This is a genomic window from Streptomyces kanamyceticus, from assembly GCF_008704495.1.
In the GTDB taxonomy this organism is placed as follows: Bacteria; Actinomycetota; Actinomycetes; order Streptomycetales; family Streptomycetaceae; genus Streptomyces; species Streptomyces kanamyceticus.
This window is the reverse complement of sequence record NZ_CP023699.1, coordinates 109,828-134,409: the sequence shown is the minus strand read 5'-3', so window position 1 is coordinate 134,409 and position 24,582 is coordinate 109,828. Positions and strand designations below refer to the sequence as shown.

5 protein-coding genes and 2 pseudogenes are annotated in these 24,582 nt (G+C 69.6%); 3 read left to right on the top strand and 4 right to left on the bottom strand.

Annotated features, from left to right (window positions below; all coding sequences use genetic code 11):
- The first annotated feature begins 106 nt into the window (after positions 1-106).
- Complete coding sequence (locus tag CP970_RS00365; protein WP_055546493.1) at positions 107-919, top strand: maleylpyruvate isomerase family mycothiol-dependent enzyme; 813 nt, start codon at positions 107-109, stop codon at positions 917-919.
- Positions 920-964: 45 nt separating this feature from the next.
- Here CP970_RS00365 and CP970_RS00360 read toward each other — a convergent pair whose 3' ends face one another.
- On the bottom strand, positions 965-1,927 hold the full coding sequence (locus CP970_RS00360) for a 3-oxoacyl-ACP synthase III family protein (protein WP_240507323.1): 963 nt from the start codon (positions 1,925-1,927) through the stop codon (positions 965-967).
- A 596-nt stretch (positions 1,928-2,523) separates the two neighbouring features.
- On the opposite strand from CP970_RS00360, the gene CP970_RS00355 reads away from it, so the two are divergent.
- Entirely contained in the window at positions 2,524-5,511 is a 2,988-nt protein-coding gene (locus CP970_RS00355) for a helix-turn-helix transcriptional regulator (RefSeq protein WP_079043430.1), read from the top strand.
- A 73-nt stretch (positions 5,512-5,584) separates the two neighbouring features.
- Here CP970_RS00355 and CP970_RS00350 read toward each other — a convergent pair.
- The 3 genes and pseudogenes from CP970_RS00350 to CP970_RS00340 all read right to left on the bottom strand — a co-directional run bounded on the left by CP970_RS00350 (position 5,585) and on the right by CP970_RS00340 (position 9,076).
- Positions 5,585-7,308 (bottom strand): annotated as a pseudogene (locus tag CP970_RS00350) (3-hydroxyacyl-CoA dehydrogenase family protein).
- Between the two features lie 70 nt (positions 7,309-7,378).
- On the bottom strand, positions 7,379-7,828 hold the full coding sequence (locus CP970_RS00345; RefSeq protein ID WP_055547046.1) for a nuclear transport factor 2 family protein: 450 nt from the start codon (positions 7,826-7,828) through the stop codon (positions 7,379-7,381).
- 57 nt (positions 7,829-7,885) lie between these two features.
- On the bottom strand, positions 7,886-9,076 hold the full coding sequence (locus CP970_RS00340; RefSeq protein WP_263406787.1) for a cytochrome P450: 1,191 nt from the start codon (positions 9,074-9,076) through the stop codon (positions 7,886-7,888).
- A gap of 402 nt (positions 9,077-9,478) precedes the next feature.
- Here CP970_RS00340 and CP970_RS46150 point away from each other — a divergent pair.
- Positions 9,479-24,576, top strand: a pseudogene (locus tag CP970_RS46150) (SDR family NAD(P)-dependent oxidoreductase).
- Positions 24,577-24,582 lie beyond the last annotated feature (6 nt).

Below are 24,582 nucleotides of genomic sequence, written 5' to 3'. Positions count from 1 at the left end.
GCCGAGTGGGACCCCGGGCCACTCCGCGTACCGCACCTTCTCCGCGGTCCTCAACAGCCCCTGGTTCGTGCCCAGTAGCCTGCAATCGGTGGTCTATCGTGACGCCATGACGCGTCCGACCCCGAGTGCGGTCCACGACCGCTACGCCGCCCGCATCCTCGACCAGACCGCCCTGCTGACCTCGGCGGTGGCCGGTGCCGACCGTGCCGCTCCCGTGCCGGGGTGCCCCGGCTGGACCCTCGCCCATCTGCTGCGCCACGTCGGCGGCGCGCACCGCTGGGCCGAGACGATCGTGCGGACCCGGGCCACCGGGCCCGTCTCCGACGACCAGGTCAACGATGTGACGCCCGACGAGGGCGACGACCTCGCCACGCTGTCGCACTGGCTGACGGAAGGGGCCGAGCTCTTCGCGGACACGCTGCGCGCCACGGACCCGGACGTCCCTGTCTGGACCGTGGCGCCGGGCGGGACGCCGGAGTTCTGGGCGCGCCGGATGACGTTCGAGACCGTCGTGCACCGCTTCGACGCGACCGCCGCCGTCGGCGCGAAATACACGCTGGACGCGGAGGTCGCCGTCGACGGCCTTGACGAGTGGATCGAGTTCAGCACCCTGCCGCAGGCGTACGAGTCGGCGGAGGTGCGGCGCGCGCTGATCGGGCCCGACCGCGGACTCCACTTCCACGCCACCGATGCTCCCGAGGACACGGGGGAGTGGCTGATCGACCTCACCGGCGAGCCGTTCGCCTGGCGCCACGCCCACGGCAAGGCGACCACCGCCGTACGCGGTCCGCTCACGGACCTGCTGCTCCTGCTCTACCAGCGCCGTTCGCCGGTCGCGGCCGACGGGATCGAAGTCCTGGGCGACCAGGACCTGTTCGGCGACTGGCTGACCGGTGCGGGGCACTGGCTGCGCAAATGACGTAGGGCGTGCCTCGTCCCACCCTCTCCCCGTGCGGTGTGCTTCCTAGGGGGTGGCTGACGCGGTCGCGTCCCAGCGGATCAGGGTGGCTCCGATGGACATGCCGCCGCCGAAGGCGGCGAGCAGGAGCGTGTCGCCGTCGCCGAACGATCCTTCGCGCCGCGCCGTGTCCAGGGCCAGCGGCACGGAGGCCGCACCCGTGTTGGCGTGTTCGGCCACCGTCAGATGGGCCCGTGCGCGGGGCAGGCCGAGGCGGGGGAGCACGTCGGCCAGCATGGCTCCGTTGGCCTGATGCGGTACGAAGTGGTCCACGGCGGCGGGGTCCGTGCCGCACGTGAGGAGCAACCGGTCTATGGCGGCGGGGAGTTCGTCCGTGACGAACTCCCGTACGGCGCGCCCCTGCATCTGGAAGAAGTGGTCACCCGACGCGAGGGTCTTCTCGGATGCGGGCAGGCGGCTGCCGCCGGCCGGGACCTTGATCATGTCGTGATGGCGCCCGAAGGTGGCGAGGTCCGACCCGATGATGCCGTGCCCCGCACGCACCGGGCCGAGCACCACCGCTCCCGCGCCGTCACCGAACAGTACGGCTGTGCGCCGATCGGACGGGTCGATGATGCGCGAGTACACGTCCGCGCCCACCACGAGCCCGAACCGCGGGGCCCCCGCCGGATCGGCTGCGAGCAGGCGGGCCACGGTGACCAGCGCGAAGACGAATCCGCTGCACACGGCGTTGATGTCGAACGCGGCCGCTCCGACGGCGCCGATGCGGTGCTGCACCAGGCTCGCGGTGGCGGGCTGAGGGTGGTCGGGCGTCGATGTCGCCACCACGATCCAGCCGAGTTGGCCGGCGGTGACGTCGGCGTCGGCGAGGGCGGCCCGGGCCGCGGCGACGGCCAGGTCGGACGTCGCCTCGTGGTCGGCGGCGTACCGGCGTTCCCGTATGCCGGTCTTGCGGACTATCCACTCCGCGGTCACGCCGGCCCGTTCGGCGACGAGTCCATTGGACACTTTGTCGACCGGGAGGAATGAACCGGTGCCGCGAATTCCGGTAGTGAATGCTTCCTGTTGGGCGGTCACGATCTTCTCCTGGTCGCTCGTCCGTGTGGAGGCCTCTCGACGCTAGGAAGGTTGATCGACCCGTGGGAACCCCTAACGGCCGGTCCGACCCCCCTTACCGGCGTCCGGCAGGACCGCAGTTCGATGGCCACTCCCCCTATGCGTCCGCGATGCGTTTCCTTTTCGGTCATTTCATCAATCACGGAGTGTCACGCCGGACGCAGTGGGTGGGCGGGGCCGGGCGCACCGAGCCCTTCTCGATTTTAACGAAAAAGTAGCGCCGTACCTGCTGGGACTGTCGGCGCTTTGCGTGATCCACGGCTCTGACCTGCTGTCTCGCCTGGGGTTTTGATTAGTATATGGGCGATTTTATGAGATCGAAATCGACTGCGTACGGTGATCGCGTGGCGCAAGGTCGATGGTTGACAGGCGCACTACCACAAGGGTTTCATCGGAAGGTGTGGTGCACAGCTGGCGTCGTTGACTAATTAATTGGAAGACTTCGGTAAAGACTCCCCCACGTCACTCCGTAACGCCTGTTGTAGACCATGCGAGGCGCCGGCTGCTTGGCCGGTGGAAGGGTGGGGGGATGCGCGCCGTGGTCAGTCGAAAGTCGGGGGTTGAACTTTCTGATGCTGATCGACAGGGAATCGGAAGTCTTAAGACTTGAGTCTGCCCTGGTTGACTGTGCATCCAATAGAGCAAGAACCATCGTCATCGAAGGTCCTGCGGGCTGCGGGAAAACCGAACTTCTGGAATTCGTCGCAGCGCGCGCCCTGGAAAGCGATGCAGTCGTCCTGAAGGCGACAGGAATACCGTCGGAAAGCAATGAGTCGCTGGGCGTCCTGCGCCAGCTGCTGCTCCTCGGGGCCGGGCTGCCGGCCGAGGTCGAGCAGGAGCTGCACCGGCTCCTGGAAGAGGAGGAGGCGGCCGCCGCCTGTGGCCTGGACGGAGGCCCGGCCTCGGGCGGCCTCCTTGGTCCGGGTGGATCCCTCGCTCCGGGCGGGTTCCTCGGTACGGGGGGCAGCGCGACGTGTGGGCGCGCCGTCCGCATGCGGAGGTTCTGTGCCGCCCTGCACACGGTCGCACGGGACCGGTTGGTGGTGATCTGCGTGGACGATCTCCAGCACCTCGACAACGAGTCCCTCGAGTATCTGCTCCATATCGCGGGCAATTCGCGGTCCACACGGCTGCTGCTGGCTTTCGGTGACGTTCTCTACTATCGGCAGCAGGACGCCGGATACCGCACCGAATTCCTGCGCCAGCCCAACTTCGAACGGATCAGGGTGGATTGCCTCGACCGGTCGGGTACGGCACAGCTCCTCGCGCATCTGCAACCGGACACGCCGGTGTGTGAGGAATTGCTCGACTACGCCTACGGGCTCACGGGAGGCAACCCCCTACTCGTACGCGCCCTGCACGAGGAGGGGCCGATCGCGGATCTCCTCGCCGAGCAGAAGGACTCGGTCGATCCGCTGGTCGGTGAGTCCTTCGCGCACGTGGTGCTGATCTGTCTGGAGCGGAGCGGCCCGATGGCCGGCAAGGTCGCCGACGGCCTCGCCGTGCTCGACGACCTCGCCGCGCACGACCTGCTCACGGAGCTCTGTGAGCTGCCGCACGCCGTCGCGACGAAGGCGATGCGGGCCCTGCGGGCGGCACGCGTGATCGTCGACAGCCGGTTCCGGCATCCGGCGGTGCGCAGAGGCGTTCTGGACGGCATGGCCCCCGAGCACCGGCGACACCTCCATCACCGGGCCGCCGAGCTGTTGCACCGGCAGGGCGCCACGGCGGCCACCGCGGCAGCGCACCTGCTCGCGGCCGGGCACAGTGACGAGGAGTGGGCGGTGACCGTGCTCAGGGACGCCGCCGAGGAGGTGCTCGCCGACGACGTGGACGATCTCGCGGTCGACTTCCTGGACCTGGCGTACCGGCTCTGCGGCGATCCGGTGCAGCGCATCGAGATCAGGGTGCGCACCGCGGTGATCCTCCGGCGCAACCATCCCTCGGCGGCGGAGAAGGTGGCCGAGGGCCTGCTGCGAGCGATCCACGCCGGTGAGGTGCCGACCCGTCAGCTGATGCCGATCGTCGACCTGTTCCTCGTGCACCGCCGTGTCGAGGAGGCGTTCGAGGTCATGACGAAGGCGCGGGCCCTCGCGTACGAGGCAGCTCGGGCCGGAGGCGCGGAGGGCGCCGCGGTCGACACCCGGGTGGGCTCGGACAGCGCCCTCGCCCAGCTCGTGGAGGCGCGTTACCCATGGGCCGAGGGCGGCGTGCTCGGACCGCCCAAGGTGGGCGGCGGCGGATCCTCCGTCGTTCTGACGCCGAACGAGGAGCGCTCGGTCCTCGACCAGCCGTGGAGCCTGTCGCTGGGTCTCAACCGTGACGACTACGTGATCGCCGCTGAAGAGCTCCTGCGGCACACCGTGCTCACGGACGCCACCCTCGAGCCCATCGCCAGCGCCATCAAGTGCCTGCTCTTCTCGGGGAACACCCAGAAGGCGGGCTTCTGGAGCGAGTCGTTCCTGGAGAGCGCGGAGCGACACGGAGCCGACGGCTGGTCCGCCCTGTTCGCCGGGCTGCGGGCCGAAGTCGCCTTCGCCCAGGGCAATCCGGGGTGCGCCCAGAAGTACACGCAGGCCGGAATCGCCCGCATCGTCGAGGGCACGGAGAGCGTACTGGTCAGCGGCCTCATCGCGCTTCAGGTGATGGCGCAGATCGCGCTCGGAGACATCGAGGGCAGCGCGCGCCGACTCAACCAGCCCGTGCCCAGCGCGGTGTACGGCAGCGCCTACGGGCTCGTCTACCGTCGGGCCCGCGGCCACCACCACCTGGCCATCAACCGGCTGGACGCGGCGCTGGAGGACTTCGTGGCCGTGGGCGAGCAGGCCCGACGCTGGGGAGCGGACCAGCCCGCGTGGCTTCCCTGGCGCGGCGACGTCGCCGAAGTGCTGCTGAGGCTGGGGGAGCGCAAGGAGGCGGAACGTCTCGTCACGGAGCAGATCACCCGGGTAGGGGGCAACAACCTGCGCACCCGAGGGATCTCCCACCGCATTCTCGGCGCCGCCGTCGGCAGCGACGAGCGACTGCCGCTCCTCACCCGCGCGGTCGCGCAGCTGCGGCTCGCCGGTGACCGCCTGGAACTGGCCCGTGCCATGTGTGACCTCGGCGACGCGCACAAGCAGCTGGGGGACGGCGACCAGGCGGCGATGGCGGCCAGGCGGGCCTGGGAGCTGGCAACCGAGTGCGGCGCCCAGCCGCTGCGCGCCCGCATCGACCAGGAACACGATGTGAACAGCTGGGGCACCACCGTGTGGAACGCGCCGGTGGACATCCGGGACGCCAAACTGAGCGACTCGGAGAAGAAGGTCGCCGCGCTGGCGGCCCGTGGCTACACCAACCGGGACATCTCCTCACGCCTGTACGTCACGGTGAGCACGGTCGAGCAGCATCTGACCAGGGCGTACCGGAAGCTGAACATAGGGGGTCGCCAACAGCTGCCGATAGACCTGCAGTTCGAGGTGGACGAAGTCGCCTGAGCGAGGCGGGTGAGAACGCCCGCGGGGTGTGGCGCGACCGACCGGTCGCGCCACACCCCGCGGGCGTTCGGCGTCATCCCCGGGCGTGGTTCAGGAAACCCACCCCGGTCTTGCGTCCCAGGTGGCCCGCCCGACCAGGTGCTCCAGATAGTGGGCGGGGGCGAGCGACGGCTCGAGGAAGGTCTGGTGCAGCGTGCGCTGAATCTGCAGGGACACGTCCAGACCCACGACGTCGAGCAGCCGCAAGGGCCCCATCGGATGACCGTGGCCGCCGGTCATCACCAGGTCGACGTCCTCCGGGGAGACCGCATGTCCCTCGACCATGCCGATCGCCTGGTTGAGGAACGGGAAGAGCAGCGCGTTCACGATGAAACCGGCACGGTCGGCACACCCCACCGGCTGTTTGCCGAGCTCGGTGGCGAGTGTGTGGGCGGTGGCCACGGTCTCGTCGGAGGTGAGCGCCGTTCGGACCACTTCGACCAGGCGCATGACCGGTGCGGGGTTGAAGAAGTGCATGCCGAGGACGTTCTCGGGTCGTCCGGAAGCGGTGGCGCACTCGATGATCGGCAGGCTCGACGTGGAAGAGGCGAGTACCGCGTCGGGGCGGCAGAGGGGACCCAGGGCGGCGAACAGCCGCCGCTTGACGGCGAGTTCCTCCACGACGGCCTCGACCACCAGATCGCAGCCGTCCAGCGCTTCCAGCTGAGAGGCCCCGGTCAGGCGGCCCATGGTCGCCTCCATGTCGGCGGACGTCAGCTTGCCGCGCGTCACCGCCTTGCCCAACGAACGCTCGACGGCCAGCAGCGCGCCCTTCGCCTTCGCCTCGCTGCGAGCCACGAGGACGGTCGGGTGACCGGCCCGCGCACACACCTGCGCGATGCCCGCGCCCATCGTGCCCGACCCCACCACGCCTATCGTCCGTACGGGGCGGGCGGCCGCGGCACCCTGGTGCGCGGCGGGAGCGCTGGACCCGCGCTCCGAGGAGTAGTCGTAGAGTCCGCGCCCCGACTTCCGGCCGAACAGACCCGCCGCCACATAGTGGGAAAGGAGCGGGGCGGGCGCGTACTGCCGGTCGCCGGTGCGCGTGTACAGGGCCTCGAGCGAATCGTGGGCCACGTCCAAGCCGATGGCGTCGAGCCGGGCCAGCGGTCCCATCGGCAGTCCGCAGCCCAGCGTCATGGCCGCGTCGATGTCCTCACGCGACGCGTAGCGCTGCTCGTACATCGTCACGGCGCTGTTCAAATACGCCATGGTCAGCGCGCCACCGATGAACCCGGGCCGGTCGGGCAGGGCGACCGCGTCGAGCCCCAGGCTCGCCACGAAATGCTCCGTCGCCTTGCGGACGGCCCCGTCCGTAAGGGGAGTGGTGATCACCTCGACGACGTCGAGCGGTCCTGCGGGAAACAGGTGCAGCCCGACGGTCCTGGCCAGCGCGCCCCAGCGCGAGGCGAGCTCGGTGACGGAAAGCCCGGTCGTGGTGGTGGCGAACACCGTGGAGGGCGCGCACAGCGCGCGGACCTTCCCGATGACCTCGGCCTTGAGGTCGAGCCGCTCCGGGAGGGCCTCGATCACCAGGTCCGCGTCCGCGACGTCCGCCAGCGAGGCGGACCAGCGCACCGCGCCGGGCCGTTCGGCATCGGACGCGCGTTCCGCCACCCGGCGCCGCCCGGCGGACAGCGCCGCCTCGTCCGCCTCGACGGCGATCACGGGCAGCCCCGAGCGAGCGAGCAGATCGACCAGGGCGGATCCGACCGCCCCGATGCCGACCACGGCGACCTGCGAATAGCCCAGGGACATGCGAGTGATCCTTTCGATCAAATCGACGGACGAGCCTGTGGGTTGTGCCCGGACGTGCCCGGACGAGATGTCAGGTCCGGGCGATGACGCTCGCGTCGCCCTTGCCGTAGAAGGCCTGCATCCGATCGACCAGACCGTCGTCGTTGACGTGGATGACCATCACGATGTTGACCCGGATCATCTTGTTCTCCGGGTCCTCGGGCGGATGCGGCGGAAGGAGACCGCTCTCGGTCATCGCGGGTCCCGCGAGGGGAAGGTAGTTGAACGTCGAGACCATGGGGACCGCGGCCCAGCCGTCCTTGGACGCCACCGGCGAGCCCGCGTCCTCATAGGCCCCGGAGAATATCGCGGCGGCGGCTCGCTGACTCAGCGCCTGCAAACCGTACTGCTTTCCGTTGCCGACCGGATCCTCGAAGCTGCAGTCCTCGGCATAGAGCTTGAGGAGCCCGTCCACATCGCCTTCGTTGATCTTCCGGCAGTGGTCGAGGATGAGCTGCTTGGCCAGTTCTTCGTCGGGCATGTGATCTCCGGAAATCCGCGCGATGGCTGACGTATGTGATGCGACAAGTGGTGCGCTTCAGGCGGGCTTCACGAAGACCGGCAGCGATTTCACACCGAAGAAGTTCTGCTCGTAGAAACCGAGCGGGGCATCCCGGTTGAGCCGCACATCCGCGTAGCGGTCGAAGAGGAGGTTCAGGGCGACCTTTCCCTCGAGACGGGCCAGCGGAGCGCCGATGCAGAAGTGAATTCCCTTGCCGAAAGCGAGATGAGCGTTCTGCGTACGATGAATGTCGAATACATCGGGATCCGAGAACTGCCGCTCGTCCCGGTTCGCCGAGACCAGCCAGGGGATGACGATGGACCGTTCCGGAATGGTCACCCCCGACAGTTCCAGATCCTTCGTGGTGTACCGGGCGGTGATGGTGAAGGGCGGCCGATAACGCATCACTTCCTCGACCGCCGCGGGGATGAGTGACCGGTCGGCGCGCAGCGCGGCCGGGGCTTCGGGGTGCTCGTCGAACGAGAGGACGGAGCTGCTGAGCATCATGGTGGTCGTGATGTGACCCGCGATCAGCAGCAGCCGGGCGAAGTTCACCGCCTCCGCGCCGGTGATGCGTTCACCGTCGACCTCACTGCTCACCATCTTGCTGAGCAGGTCGTTCCCCGGTCGGGCGCGGCGCTCCTCGAGCATTCCCTCCAGGTAGTAGTCCATCTCCTCGATCGCCGACCGTAGGCGTTCGTACGTCTCGGGGTCGTCGATGCCCGCGATCTTCGCCGCGATGATCCGGTCCGCCCAGTGCCGGAACACCGGACGATCCTCGACCGGCACCCCGAGCAACTCGGCGATCACGATGACCGGCAGCGGATGCGTCAACTGCCGGACCAGGTCCAGTTCGCCCGCGTCGCCCGCCGCATCGAGCAGTTCCTCGCCGATCTCCAGGATGCGCGGCTCCAGTTCGGCGACCGTTCGCGGCGTGAAGACGCGGCTGATCTGACGCCGCAGATGGTGGTGCATGGGCGGGTCTATCTGCGCGAGGTCGCCCTTGGCCACCTCGGCCGCCTTCGGGGAGATGGCCGTCGGGTCGGACGAATAATCCGCGTACTCGGTCAGGACATGCTGCACATCGGTGTACCTGAACACGTGCCAGCTGCCATTACTGCCCTGCACCACTGGGAATTCGGCACGCATCCTCCGCAGCCAGGAGAACAACTCCCCACCGCCGTCGGCAGTCGAAGGAGGAGTGAGTGAAACAGCCGGTTCGGACACGGAACAGCTCCCGTCTTCACGCGAATCACCATCGTTCTCCGGCACCCTATCGACGGAGTGACCCGCGGCCATCCCCAGAAGTTCCCTAGGGGGCGGGAGGCACCCCGTAGGGGGTGCCTCCCGGGTGCTAGGGGGCCTGCGGCGGCAAAGCCCGGTGGACAGTGGACGGCGCCGACTGCTGAGATCGGTACACCGAAGTCCGCGGGTGCCTGAACTCTGCCCGGCGGCACGGCCGTCCCGGTTTTATCGCCATTCATTGCTTTGTCATTCGCGATTCGATTCTCGTCTCTATGTGGTGTTCGGGGAGCTCTGGAGAAGGTGTTGGCGGACAAGAAGGCTCAGAAGGTTCTCTCGGCCCGGCCCGACGGTGAGCCCACCGGCCCGGTCGAGCCCGTAGCGGTCATCGGCCTCTCCTGCCGCCTGCCCGGAGCTCCGGACCCGGGGGCGTTCTGGGAACTCCTGCGCGACGGGCAGCACGCGATCACCGAAGAGCCGCGCGACCGCTGGGAGTTCACCGGCGAAGAACCCCACGAGACCCCTGACGCGCCCGATGCCACCGGGCGCACACGGCACGGAGCCCGCCTCGACGTCGACCAGATCGAACGCTTCGACCCGGGCTTCTTCGGCGTCTCGCCACGCGAAGCGATCTTCATGGACCCCCAGCAACGCCTCATGCTCGAACTCGGCTGGGAGGCCCTGGAACAAGCCGGTCTCACCCCCCAGGCCCTGACCGGCCACCGGGCCGGTGTCTTCGTCGGCGTCATCGGCGACGACTACGCCGCCCTGGCCGCCCGGCTCGGCGCGGGCAGCGGCAGCCCGCACGCGATGACCGGCCTGCACCGCAGCATGATCGCGAACCGCGTCTCGTACGTGCTCGGGCTGCGCGGCCCCAGCATGACGCTGGACACCGGGCAGTCGTCCTCACTGGTCTCCGTCCACCTCGCCTGTGAGAGCCTGCGCTCCGGCGAGAGCACCGTCGCCCTCGCCGGCGGTGTCAACCTCAACCTGATCCCGGAGACCACCGACCGCATCGCCCGCTTCGGCGCCCTCTCCGCCGACGGCCGCTGCTACACCTTCGACGCCCGCGCGAACGGATACGTCCGGGGCGAAGGCGGCGCGGTCGTCCTCCTGAAGCGACTCTCCCGGGCCCTCGCCGACGGCGACCGGATCCACTGTGTCCTGCGCGGCAGCGCGGTCAACAACGACGGCGGCGGCAGCTCGCTCACCACCCCGCACCGCCTCGCCCAGGAGGAGGTGCTGCGCCTGGCCCACGAGCGGGCCGGCGTCGCCCCCGACGAGATCCAGTACGTGGAACTGCACGGCACGGGAACCAAGGTCGGCGACCCCATCGAGGCCGCCGCGCTCGGCGCCGTCATCGGCTCCGCCCGAGAACCCGGAAGCCCCCTCGCGGTCGGCTCCGTGAAGACCAACGTGGGCCATCTGGAGGGCGCGGCCGGAATCGCGGGCCTGCTCAAGGTCATCCTCAGCATCAAGGGCCGCGCACTGCCCCCGAGCCTCAACTTCGAGACGCCGAACCCCGACATCCCCCTCGACGAGCTCAACCTGCGCGTCCAGCGGACCACGTCGCCCTGGCCGCGGTCCGAGAACCCACTGCTCGCCGGTGTCTCCGCCTTCGGCATGGGTGGCACCAACTGCCATGTGGTGGTGTCCGACTGGCCCGCGCCCGAACCGTCCGCACCCGAACAGGCACCGGCACTCGAACCCACCCCCCACCTCCTGCCCTGGGTGATCTCCGGCAAGGGCCGGAAGGGACTGCGGGCGCAGGCGGGGCGTTTGGCTGCGTTCGTGGGGGAGCGGTCGGAGCTTTCGGTTGCGGATGTGGGTCTTTCGTTGGTGGCGTCGCGTGCGGTGCTGGATCACCGGGGTGTGGTGCTGGCGGCGGATCGTGCGGGTGCGTTGGCGGGGCTTGCGGCCTTGGAGCGGGGTGAGGTTGCGGCTGGTGTGGTGAGTGGTGTCGCGGCTGCTGAGCCGGGTCGGGTGGTGTTTGTGTTCCCGGGTCAGGGGTCGCAGTGGGTGGGGATGGCGGCGGGGTTGTTGGAGTCGTCGCCGGTGTTCGCGGAGCGGCTTGCTGAGTGTGATGCGGCTTTGCGGGCGTATGTGGACTGGTCCGTGGTGGATGTGGTGCGCGCGGCTGCTGATGCGCCGTCTCTGGACGAGGTCGTGGTGGTGCAGTGCGCGTTGTGGGCGGTGATGGTGTCGCTCGCGGAGTTGTGGCGGTCGACCGGCGTCGAGCCCGCCGCGGTGATCGGTCACAGCCAGGGTGAGATCGCGGCGGCGGCGGTGGCGGGTGCGTTGTCGTTGGAGGATGCCGCGAAGGTGGTGGCGCTGCGGGCCGCTGCGATTGCCGAGGAGCTGTCGGGCAAGGGCGGGATGATGTCGATCGCGCTGCCTGCGGAGGACGTGCGGGAGCGGATCGCTGCCTGGGGCGAGCGGATCTCGGTGGCGTCGGTCAACGGCCCCTCCTCGACGGTGGTGTCGGGTGATCCGGACGCGTTGGATGAGCTGCTGCCCGCGTGTGAGGCGGACGGTGTGCGGGCGCGGCGGATCGCGGTGGATTACGCCTCGCACTCGGTGCACGTGGAGTCCATCCGCGAACAGGTCATCAGGGCGCTGGAAGGTATCCGCCCGCGTGCCTCGAAGGTGCCGTTCTACTCCACGGTGACCGGATCGGTGATCGACACGGCGGGGTTGGACGCGGAGTACTGGTTCACGAACCTGCGCCAGGAGGTCCGCTTCGACCACACCGTGCGGAACCTCCTCGCCGACGGCTTCGGGGCGTTCGTGGAATGCAGCGCCCACCCGGTGCTGACCGTCGGTCTGGGCGAGACGTTCGAGGACACCGGCAGCACCGCGTACGCGCAAGGCACTCTGCGTCGTGACGAAGGCGGCGCGGAGCGTTTCCTGACCTCCGCCGCCGAGGGCTACGTACGTGGCCTGCCGGTCAACTGGCATGCGGTGTACGCCGGTTCGGATGCCCGCCAAGCCGACCTCCCCACCTACGCCTTCCAACGCGAGCGCTACTGGATCGACTCCGTGGTGACCCCCGCCGACGCCGCCGCGTCTCCTCGGCGGCAGATCGTCGTCGAAGACGGCGAAGCCGAGACGGTCCTTGCCGAGGAACCCGCTTCCGGTCTGCGGGCGGAGCTGACGCCGTTGAGCCCGGCCGAGCAGCGGGGCAGGGTGCTGCGGCTCGTACGGACGTACGCGGCCGCCGCGCTCGGGCACGCCTCCGCGGACGCTGTTGATCCGGAAATGACCTTCAAGGACCTCGGTTTCGACTCACACCTGTCGGTGCAGCTGCGCAACACGCTGAACGACGGGACGGAGCTGACACTCGCCGCCACCGTCCTGTTCGAGTACCCGACGCCCGACCGGCTCGCCGAGCACCTGCACGGCGTGCTCATGGAGCACGGCTCCGCGACGCCGGTGGCGGTGGGCGGGGTCCAGGCCGCGGACGAGCCGATCGCCATCGTGTCGATGGCCTGCCGCTTCCCGGGCGGGGTGGCGACGCCGGAAGCGCTGTGGGACGTCATCGCCGAAGAGCGTGACGTGATCTCGGACTTCCCCGACGACCGGGGCTGGGACCTCGAGAACCTCTACGATCCGCAGCTCGAACGGCGTGGCACCAGCTACGTGCGCATGGGCGGCTTCCTGGACGGGGCTACCGACTTCGATCCCGCGTTCTTCGGCATATCGCCGCGCGAGGCGCTCGCCATGGATCCTCAGCAGCGGCTGCTGCTCGAGACCTCGTGGGAGGCCGCGGAGCGCGCCGGTATCAACCCTCAGTCGCTGCGCGGTACCCGGACCGGCGTGTTCTTCGGCGCGATGTTCCAGGAGTACGGGCCGCAGCTCCAGGACGGCGCCGAGGGAGTGGACGGTCACCGGCTGACCGGCGGCACCACCAGTGTGGCGTCGGGCCGGGTCGCGTACACCCTGGGCCTGGAAGGTCCTGCGATCACCGTGGACACCGCGTGCTCGTCCTCCCTGGTCGCCCTGCACTGGGCGGTGCGGTCGCTGCGCGCGGGCGAGTGCTCCATGGCGCTGGCCGGTGGTGTGACGATCATGTCGACGCCCGGGATGTTCGTGGAGCTCAGCCGCCAGGGCGCGCTCTCCAAGGACGGCCGGTGCAAGCCGTTCTCGGCCGCGGCCGACGGCACGGGCTGGTCGGAGGGCGTGGGAACCCTGTTGGTGGAGCGGCTGTCGGACGCCCGCCGCAACGGGCACCGGGTACTGGCCGTGATCCGCGGCTCCGCGACCAACCAGGACGGTGCGAGCAACGGCCTGACCGCCCCGCACGGCCCCTCCCAGCAGCGGGTGATCCATGCCGCGCTCGCCGACGCGGGCATGTCCGCGGCCGACGTGGACGTGGTGGAGGCGCACGGTACGGGCACGGCGCTGGGTGACCCGATCGAGGCAGGGGCCCTGCTCGCCACCTACGGGCAGGGGCGGCCCGCGGAGCGGCCGCTCAAGCTCGGTTCGGTCAAGTCCAACATCGGGCACACGCAGGCGGCGGCGGGCGTGGCCGGTGTCATCAAGATGGTCCTCGCCATGCGGCACGGGACGCTGCCCACCAGCCTGCACGTGGACGCCCCGTCGCCGCACATCGACTGGTCGTCCGGCGCGGTGGAGCTGCTCACCGAACCGGTGGAGTGGGTCCGCGGCGACCGGCCCCGACGGGCAGGTGTGTCGTCGTTCGGCATCAGCGGCACCAACGCCCACCTGATCATCGAGGACGCGCCCGCGGCCCCGGACCTCGTGGCAGAGGCCGCACCGGTGATCGATGACGAGGGCGGGGAGGACGACCGTGGCCTCGCCGCCGCGAGCGGACTCGTTCCCTGGATGGTCTCGGCGAAGACACGGGATGCGCTGTTCGCCCAGGCAGAGCGACTCTCCGCCTTCGTGGGCGAGCGGCCGGAGCTCTCGTCCGCCGACACCGGGCGGGCCCTTGCCACAGCGAGGGCACACCTGGAACACCGTGCCGTGATCCTCGCCGACGACCGGGAAGCCGCGCTCTCCAGCCTGTCGGCCCTGGCCCAGGAACTGCCCGAGCCCGGTCTCGTCACCGGCTCGGCGGACATACGCGGCGGCACCGCGTTCGTGTTTCCGGGGCAGGGATCGCAGTGGGAGTCCATGGCGGTGGAGCTGTTGGACGGTTCCGCCGTGTTCGCGCGGTGTTTCGCCGAGTGCGAGCGGGCGTTGCGGGCGCATGTGGAGTGGTCCCCCGAGGGTGTGCTGCGGGGAGCGGCGGGTGCGCCCTCGTTGGGGCGTATCGAGGTGTTGCAGCCGGTGTTGTTCGCGGTGCACGTGGCGTTGGCGGGGTTGTGGCGGTCGGTGGGTGTGGAGCCCGCCGCGGTGGTGGGCCACAGCCAGGGTGAGATCGCGGCGGCATGTGTGGCGGGTGCGTTGTCGTTGGAGGACGCGGCGCGGATCGTGGTGTTGCGCAGCGCGTTGTTCGCCGAGGAGCTGGTGGGGCGGGGTGGCGTCGCGTCGGTGGCGTTGTCGGCGGATGAGGTCGAGGCCCGTCTTGGCCGGTGGGACGGTCGGTTGTCGTTGGCAGGGCGCAACGGTCCCGGCGCCGCGACGGTCGCCGGGGACACCGACGCGCTGGAGGAATTCGTCGCCGAATGCCAGGCACGGGACGTGCGTGCCCGGGTGATCGGTTCGACCGTGGCGTCGCACTGTGCGCAGGTGGACCGGTTGCGGGAGCGGATTCTTGAGATGTTCGCCGAGGTTCGGCCCCGGCGCTCGGAGGTGCCGTTCTATTCGACGGTGACCGGTGGGCTGGTGGATACGGAGCGGTTGGATGCCGCGTATTGGTTTGAGAACTGCCGTCGGCCGGTGGACTTCGAGGGTGCGGTGCGGGCCCTCCTTGCGGACGGGTTCCGGTTCTTCGTGGAGTCCAGTGCGCATCCGGTGTTGACCACGGGTGTGACGACGACGTGTGAGGATGCCGGGGTCGAGGCCGTGGCGGTCGGCTCGTTGCGCCGCGACGAAGGCGGTCCGAACCGGTTCCTGACCTCGCTCGCCGAGGGACACGTCCGTGGTATCCCGGTCGACTGGGAAGCGGTTCTCGCCGGAGCCGACGCCCGTAGTGGCGCCGACACGGACGACGACGGCGTACGCGTCGAGCTGCCGACGTACGCCTTCCAGCGCGACCGCTACTGGCTGGAGACCACCCGCGCCACCTCCGCGGACCCGGCCGGACTCGGCCTCGAAGCGGCCGAGCACCCGCTGCTTGGTGCCTCCGTGCACGCGGCGGGCGGCGGCGAACTGCTCTTCACCGGCCGGGTCGGCCTGAAGTCACACCCCTGGCTGGCGGACCACGCGGCCTTGGGCACCGTGCTCCTGCCGGGCACCGGATTCGTCGAACTCGCCCTGCGCGCGGCCGAATCCGTCGGATGCGACCGACTCGACGAACTCACTCTGGAAGCCCCGCTGATCCTGCCCGAGGAAGGCGCGGTCCAACTCCAGGTGACGGTCGGTACGCCCGACGGGTCGGGCGCCCGTGAGGTCACCATTCACTCCCGCGCGGACGAGGTGGCGGGTGTGGACGCGGCGTGGACGCGACATGCGGTGGGTGTGTTGGTGGCTGTTGGTGGTGCGGCTGGTGATGGTCTGGGTGTGTGGCCGCCTGCTGGGGCCGAACGGGTGGATGCCGGGTCGTTCTACGAGCAGGTCGCTGATGTGGGTTATGGCTACGGACCGGCGTTTCAGGGGTTGCGGTCGGCTTGGCGGCTGGGTGGGGAGGTGTTCGCCGAGGTCGAGTTGGCGCAGGAGCAGGTCGCGGACGCGGGAAGGTTCGGTCTGCATCCCGCACTCCTGGACGCCGCGCTGCACGCGCTCGTCCTGAGCCGGTTCGGCGAGCAGGACGCCTCGGCTCCCGTGAGCCTCCCGTTCGCGTGGAGCGGTGTCACGCTGCATGCGGTCGGGGCCGGTGCGCTGCGGGTGCGGATATCCCCGGTCGACACCTCGAACGACGCGGTCGCCGTGCGGGTCTTCGACGTCAGTGGCGCCCCGGTGGCCACCGTCGAGTCCCTGAGCCTGCGCCCGGTCTCCAGCGAGCAGTTGACGGCCCGCCAGGACGTGACGCGTGGCGCGCTGTTCCGTACGACATGGTCGCCTCTGCGTACGACGACCTCCACTACCTCTACGACCTCCACGACCTCTACGCGGGAGTCGAGTGACTCGCGTGCCGGAAGTGGCTGGACGCTCCTCGGCGACGCCGACACCAGGGGGCTGGCCGGGATCGCCCGTCGGGTCTCAGGCCTGGACGCGCTCATCGCGGCGCGGGACGCGGAGGACGCGGAGAACGGCAGGGGCGCGGGCACGGCGCCCGGCTCGAGTTCGGCACCGCAGACGGTGGTCACGGTCTGGGCCGGTGGAGCCGACAAGTCCGGTGGAGCCGCCGGATCCGGTGGATCGGAGCTCGGACGGCTGGTGGCGACCACGCACGAATCCGCCGCGGCCGCGCTGGAGTTCCTGCAGACGTGGCTGAGCGAGGAGCGACTCGCCGAGGCGCGGCTCGTCCTCGTCACCCGAGGCGCCGTTTCCACCGGCGCGGATGAGGGCGTGGCCGAGCTGGCGCACTCCGCCGTCTGGGGCCTCGTGCGCTCGGCGCAGTCCGAGAACCCCGGCCGCTTCGTCCTGGTCGACAGCGATGGCACGGACGCCAGCGAGGCAGCCCTGCAGGCGGCCGTCGCCGAGGCGCTGGCCACCGAGGAACCGCAGATCGCGCTACGCGATGGCGCGGTTCTCGTGCCCCGCCTCAAGCACGTGGGCACTGGCCAGGACGAGCACGCCCTGACCCCGTTCGACGCGTCGGGGACGGTACTGATCACGGGTGGCACGGGAGCATTGGGCGGGCTGTTGGCCCGGCATCTGGTGGCTGAACACGGCGTGCGCAGGATGGTGTTGACCAGCCGCCGGGGCCGGGCGGCTACGGGCGCCGAGGCGCTGGAGGCCGAGTTGGTGGCGGCCGGTGCGGATGTGGAGATCGTGGCGTGTGACGCCGCGGACCGGGACGCGCTCGCCGAGGTGCTGGACGGCATCGGCTCGTCGCTGACCGGTGTGGTGCACGCGGCAGGCGTACTGGACGACGGGCTCGTGGGGACACTGACGGCTGATCAGCTGGCAAGGGTGCTGCGCCCGAAGGTGGACGCGGCGGTCAACTTGCACGAGCTGACGCGGGAGTTGGACCTCTCGGCCTTCGTGCTGTTCTCGTCGGTGGCCGGGATCTTCGGTAATCCGGGGCAGGCCAACTACGCGGCCGCCAACGCCTTCCTCGACGCCCTGGCCGCGGACCGGCACGCCGAAGGACTCGCCGCGCACTCGCTCAGCTGGGGCCTGTGGGACCAGTCCACCGAGCTGCTCGGCCACCTGGACACCGACGACCTCGCCTGGATGCGGCGATCGGGCATCCGGCCCTCTCGCCCGAACTGGGCCTGGCGCTCTTCGACGCCGCTGTCGCGCGGGACGACGCGCACACGGTCCCCGTACGCCTGGACATGACCACGCTCCGACAGGAGGCGGCCGCGGGCATGCAGCGGCCCCTGTTCCGCGACGTGGTGCGCAACCCCCGTCGTGCCGCCGCGACGTCCACGGACGCCACCGAACTGGGGTCGGCCCTGGCCCGGCGGTTGAACGGACTGAGCGACGAAGAGCAGCAACGCGAACTGCTGAACCTCGTGCGAGCCCAGGTGGCAACCGTCCTCGGCCACCCCCACCCCGAACAGATCGTCATGAACAGCCCTTTCAAGGAGCTGGGGTTTGATTCGTTGACGGCGGTGGAGTTGCGGAATCGGTTGAATGGTGTGACGGGTCTGCGGTTGCCTGCGACGTTGGTTTTTGATTATCCGACGCCGGTGGCTTTGGCGGGGTTTTTGCGGGCTGAGGTGGTGGGTGGGGTTCGGGCTGGTGCGGTGTCTGGTTCGAGTTCTGCTTCTGCTTCTGCTTCTGTTTCTGGTGTGGGTGTGGATGAGCCGGTGGCGATTGTGGGGATGGCTTGTCGGTATCCGGGTGGTGTGGTGTCGCCGGAGGGTTTGTGGGATCTGGTGGCTTCGGGTGGGGATGCGGTGTCGGTGTTTCCGGGGGATCGGGGGTGGGATGTTGAGGGGTTGTATGACCCGGATCCGGATGCGGTGGGGAAGTCGTATGCGCGTGAGGGTGGGTTCCTTTATGGGGCTGGTGAGTTTGATGCGGGGTTCTTTGGTATTTCGCCGCGTGAGGCGTTGGCGATGGATCCTCAGCAGCGTTTGTTGTTGGAGGCGTCGTGGGAGGTTTTCGAGCGGGCGGGTATTGATCCTGGGTTGTTGAGGGGGAGTGCGACGGGCGTCTTCGCGGGCGTCATGCACCACGACTACGGCACGTCCTCCGACCAGCCCGAGGGCCTCGAGGGCTATGCCGTCACCAGCACCCAGGGCAGTGTCGCCTCGGGCCGAATCGCCTACACCTTCGGCTTCGAAGGTCCCGCGGTCACGGTGGACACGGCCTGTTCCTCCTCGCTGGTCGCCCTGCACCTGGCGGTGCAGGCGCTGCGTACGGGTGAGTGCTCGATGGCGATCGCGGGCGGCGTGACGGTGATGGCCACTCCGTGGGTCTTCGTGGAGTTCAGTCGGCAGCGGGGGATGGCGGTGGACGGCCGGTGCAAGGCGTTCTCGTCGTCCGCTGATGGCGCGGGGTGGTCCGAGGGTGTGGGGCTGTTGCTGGTGGAGCGTCTGTCGGACGCGCGGCGGAACGGTCATCAGGTGTTGGCGGTGATCCGTGGTTCGGCGGTGAATCAGGACGGCGCGTCCAATGGCCTGACGGCGCCGAACGGTCCCTCGCAGCAGCGGGTGATCCGTGCGGCGTTGGCCAATGCCGGGCTTGAGGCCGCTGAGGTCGACGCGGTGGAGGCGCACGGCACGGGCACGACGTTGGGTGACCCGATCGAGGCGCAGGCGCTGCTGGCGACGTATGGCCAGGGCCGTCCTGAGGATCGTCCGTTGAGGCTGGGCTCGGTGAAGTCGAACATCGGGCATGCGCAGGCGGCTGCGGGTGTGGCGGGTGTGATCAAGATGGTGGAGGCGATGCGGCACGGTGAGCTGCCTCGGACGCTGCATGTGGAGGAGCCGACGCCGCATGTCGACTGGGCTTCGGGCGGGGTGGAGCTGCTGACCGAGTCCGTCGAATGGGCTGCGAACGACCGCCCCCGTCGGGCGGGCATCTCCGCCTTCGGTATCAGCGGCACCAACGCCCACGTCGTCATAGAGGAAGCCGATGAGCAACTGCCCACCGGCGCGCCCACGAGCGAAGCGCCTGTGCGGACGACCCTGCTCCCCTGGCTGACTTCGGCGAAGTCCGAGATGGCATTGCGTGAACAGGCGGGGCGTTTGGCTGCGTTCGTGGGGGAGCGGTCGGAGCTTTCGGTTGTGGATGTGGGCTTTTCGTTGGTGGCGTCGCGTGCGGGGTTGGAGTCCCGGGGTGTGGTGCTGGCGGCGGATCGTGCGGGTGCGTTGGCGGGGCTTGGGGCTCTGGAGCGGGGTGAGGTTGCGGCTGGTGTGGTGAGTGGTGTCGCGGCTGCTGAGCCGGGTCGGGTGGTGTTTGTGTTCCCGGGTCAGGGTTCGCAGTGGGTGGGGATGGCGGCGGGGTTGTTGGAGTCCTCGTCGGTGTTCGCGGGGCGGCTTGCTGAGTGTGATGCGGCGTTGGAGCCGTACGTGGGCTGGTCTGTGGTGGATGTTGTCCGGGGTGTGGATGGTGCGCCGTCTCTGGATGACGTGGTGGTGGTGCAGTGTGCCTTGTGGGCGGTGATGGTGTCGCTCGCTGAGCTGTGGCGGTCGACCGGTGTCGAGCCTGCCGCGGTGATTGGTCACAGTCAGGGTGAGATTGCGGCGGCTGCGGTGGCGGGTGCGTTGTCGCTGGAGGATGCGGCGAAGGTGGTGGCGCTGCGGGCTGCCGCGATTGCCGAGGAGCTGTCCGGTAAGGGCGGCATGATGTCGATCGCCCTGCCGTCCGACGCTGTGCGGGAGCGGATTGCCTCGTTCGGTGAGCGGGTGTCGGTGGCGTCGGTCAATGGCCCGTCCTCGACGGTGGTGTCGGGTGATCCGGACGCGTTGGATGAGCTGTTGTCCGTGTGTGAGGCGGACGGTGTGCGGGCGCGGCGGATCGCGGTGGATTACGCCTCGCACTCCGCCCAGGTGGAGTCCATCCGCGAACAGGTGATCACGGCGTTGCAGGGCATCAGTCCGCACGCCTCGGAGGTGCCGTTCTACTCCACGGTGACCGGATCGGTGATCGACACGACGGGGCTGGATGCGGAGTACTGGTTCACGAACCTGCGTCAGGAGGTCCGCTTCGATCAGACCGTGCGGAGCCTCCTCGCGGACGGCTTCGGCTATTTCGTGGAATGCAGCGCTCACCCGGTGCTGACCGTCGGTCTGGGCGAGACGTTCGAGGACACCGCCAGCAACACCGCGTACGCGCAAGGCACCCTGCGCCGCGACGAAGGCGGACCGGAGCGCTTCCTGACCTCCGCCGCCGAAGGCTACGTACGCGGCCTGCCGGTCAACTGGCAGGCCCTGTACGCCGGTTCAGATGCCCGCCAAATCGACCTCCCCACCTACGCCTTCCAGCACCAGCACTACTGGCTGGAGCCCAGTGCTCACTCCAAGGCCGACGTGAGTGGCTTTGGTCTCGGTGTGACGGGTCATCCGTTGTTGGGTGCGTCGGTGCGGGTGGCCGGTGAGGGGCAGTTACTGCTGACCGGCAGGTTGTCGCTGGCGTCGCATCCGTGGCTGGCCGATCACGCCGTGTCGGGCACGGTGCTCGTGCCGGGCGCCGCCCTGGTCGAGCTCGCGCTGCGCGCCGCCGACGAGGTCGGCTGCCAGGAGGTTCACGAGCTGACCCTCGAGGCGCCCCTCGTGCTGCCGGAGAACGCCGCAGTCCAGGTGCAGCTGTCCGTCGGCGCACCCGACGAGACCGGCCATTGCGAAGTGGACATCTACTCCCGGCTCGACGAGGCCCGGCCCGACGCCGTCTGGACGCGCCATGCCACCGGCGTGCTCCGTGCGGATGCGCCCGAGGAAGCAGTCGGCCTGACGGCCTGGCCGCCGACGGGTGCGGAGCGTGTCGACGTCGAGGGTTTCTACGAGCGGGTGGCGGAGGCCGGATACGACTACGGCCCCGGCTTCCAGGGCCTGACCGCTGCTTGGCGCGTGGGTGACGAGATGTACGCCGACATCACGCTGCCCGACGAACTGGCCGACGACGCGGGAAAGTTCGTGATCCACCCGGCTCTCCTCGATGCGGCGCTGCATCCGTTGCTGCTACTCGATACCTCAGGTCCGCAGCGACTGCGGTTGCCCTTCTCGTGGGGTGGGGTGTCCCTGTACGCGGTGGGGGCGACGTCGCTTCGGGTGCGGGTCTCTCCTGCTGGTGAGGACGCGGTGTCGGTGGTGGTCGCGGACGCGGCCGGTGCCGCGGTCGCTTCCATCGACTCCCTCGTCCTGCGGTCCGTCTCGCCGGAGCAGCTGCGCCTGGTCGATGACCCGACCCGTGACGCCCTCTTCCGCGTCGACTGGACCCCGCTGGCCCCTGTGGCCGACGCGCGGCGGGACACCCTCGTCCAAGCCGTACTCGGCGAGTCCGTCCAGACGCTTCAGGATGCGACCGCGCACCCCGACCTCGCTTCGCTCGCTGCCGCGGTCGATGCGGGCGCTCCGATCCCTGACGTGGTCTTCGCCTTCCGCGACGGAGGTGGGGACCAGGGTTCGGCGAGCGCGGTGCATGCGAGCACCGCCAAGGTCCTTGCGATGATGCAGGGTTGGCTGTCCGAGGAGCGGTTCGCGGGGTCGCGTTTGGTGGTGGTGACGCGGCGTGCGGTGGCGGTGCGTTCTGGTGAAGGCGTGCTGGATCTGGTGCATGCGCCGTTGTGGGGTTTGGTGCGGACGGCCCAGGCGGAGAACCCCGGCCGCTTCCTGCTGGTCGACCTCGACCACGCCCCCGACCACGACCACGATCTCACCCTCGACGCCGACGCTCGGGATGATTCCGGGACCGACCTGGCGACAGCCGTAGCCACCGCCCTGGCGTCCGACGAACCTCAACTTGCCTTCCGCTCCGGTGAGATGCTCGTCCCCCGTCTGACGCGGACGACCTCGTCCGGAGGCTCCCTGACGCCCCCGTCGAGCTCCCCGGCCTGGCGGCTGGACACCACCCACGCGGGGACTCTGGAGGGCCTCGCCCTGTTGCCGGTCCCCGAGGCGCTGGAGCCCCTCGGCGAGGGCCAGGTCCGGCTGTCCGTGCGGGCGGCCGGGGTCAACTTCCGTGATGTCGTCGTCAGCCTCGGCCTGGTCCCCGGTCAGGAGACGCTCGGCAGTGAGGGCGCGGGAACGGTTGCCGAGGTGGGCCCGGGAGTGACCGGCCTCGCCGTCGGTGACCGGGTGATGGGACTGATTCCGCAGGGCGCCTTCGGCCGGTCGCGATCGTCGACCACCGGCTTCTCACACGTATCCCCGAAGGCTGGTCCTTCGAGCAGGCCGCCGCCGTACCCGCTGTGTTCCTGACCGCTTACTTCGGGTTGGCGGATCTGGCGGGGTTGGTGGCGGGGGAGTCGGTGTTGGTGCATGCGGCGACGGGTGGTGTGGGGATGGCTGCGGTGCAGTTGGCCCGGCACTGGGGTGTGGAGGTGTTCGCGACCGCGAGTGAGGGTAAGTGGGATGTTCTGCGGTCGATGGGGTTTGACGAGGCTCATATCGCGTCGTCGCGGACGCTGGACTTCGAGGGGAAGTTCCTCGGGTGACCGGTGGTCGGGGTGTGGATGTGGTGCTCGATTCGCTGGCGCAGGAGTTCGTGGACGCGTCGCTGCGGATGCTGCCGCGTGGTGGTCGGTTCCTGGAGATGGGCAAGACCGACATCCGGGATCCGGAAGTCGTAGCGGCGGATCACCCGGGCGTCACCTACAACGCGTACGACCTGGCCCAGGTTGACCCGGACCGTGTCGCCGCGCTCCTTGCCGAACTCCAAATCCTCTTCGAGCGGGGTGTGTTGGAGCCGTTGCCGGTGCGGGTGTGGGATGTGCGGCGGGCGCCTGAGGCGTTGCGGTTCATGAGTCAGGCCCGGCATACGGGCAAGTTGGTGCTGTCAGTGCCCGCGCCGCTGGACGTGGACGGCACGGTGCTGGTCACGGGCGGTACGGGCACGCTGGGCGGGTTGCTGGCCCGGCATCTGGTGGCTGAACACGGCGTACGCAGCCTGGTGTTGACCAGTCGTCGCGGTGCTGCGGCCGAGGGTGTCGAAGAGCTGGTGGCGGAGCTGTCGGCGGCCGGTGCACGCGTGGAGGTCGTGGCGTGTGACGCGGCCGACCGGGACGCGCTCGCGGAGGTCGTGGAGGGGATCGGGTCGTCGCTGACGGGTGTGGTGCATGCCGCCGGTGCTCTGGATGACGGGCTGGTCTCGTCCCTCACTCCTGAGCGGCTTCAGGCGGTGCTGCGTCCGAAGGTGGATGCCGCGCTCAACCTCCACGACCTCACCCGTCACCTCGACCTCTCCCTCTTCGTCCTCTACTCCTCCTTCGCGGGGGTCATGGGGAACCCGGGACAGTCCGGTTACGCCGGGGCCAACGCGTATCTCGACGCGCTGGCCGCGCACCGACGCGCCCAGGGCCTGGCCGGGCAGTCGCTGGCCTGGGGCCACTGGGAGCAGACCAGCGAACTCACCGGCAACCTCGACACGGCCGAACTCGCCCGCCTCGCGCGCTCGGGGATCGTGCCGATGTCATCGGAGCAGGGGCTCGGGCTGTTCGACGCCGCGCACTCCCTGGACGAGGCGCTCGTCGCCACTGCCCGGCTCGACGTCGCGGCTTGGGCCTCGGGAACGGCCAACGAGGTCGTCGGCGCGCTGGCGCGCGGACTCACGATGCCGCACACGGGCCGGGTGCGGGCGACGGCCGCGTCGGGCGCCAGGGGATCCGGCAGCGGTCCGGAGCTGGCGCAGCGCCTGGCCGGAATGTCCGGGACCGAGCGCCGGAACCACCTGGTGGATCTCGTGCGGACACATGCCGCGGCCGTCCTGGGCCACGGCTCCGCCACGGCGGTCGAAGCCGAGCGCGCCTTCAAGGACCTGGGCTTCGACTCGCTGACCGCAGTCGAGCTGCGCAACCGCCTGGCCACCGCCACCGGACTGCGCCTGCCCGCCACCCTCGTCTTCGACCACCCCACCCCCACACCCTCGCCGAGTTCCTCGGGCAGCAGATCGCCCCCGGCGAGGAGGAACCGGCCGCGGCGGAATCGCTGCTCGCCGAACTCGCCCGGATCGAAACGGCGTTCGCCGGGGTCACGGCGGACGAAGCCGCGTACTCCACGATTTCCCGTCGCCTGGAGAGCCTGCTCTCGGCGTGGCAGGAACTCGACCCGGGTCGGCGCGAGAACACCGCGAGCGACCGTCTGAAGTCGGCGTCCGCCGACGAAGTCTTGGATTTCATCAACAACGAGCTCGGGATCTCCTGACTCGGG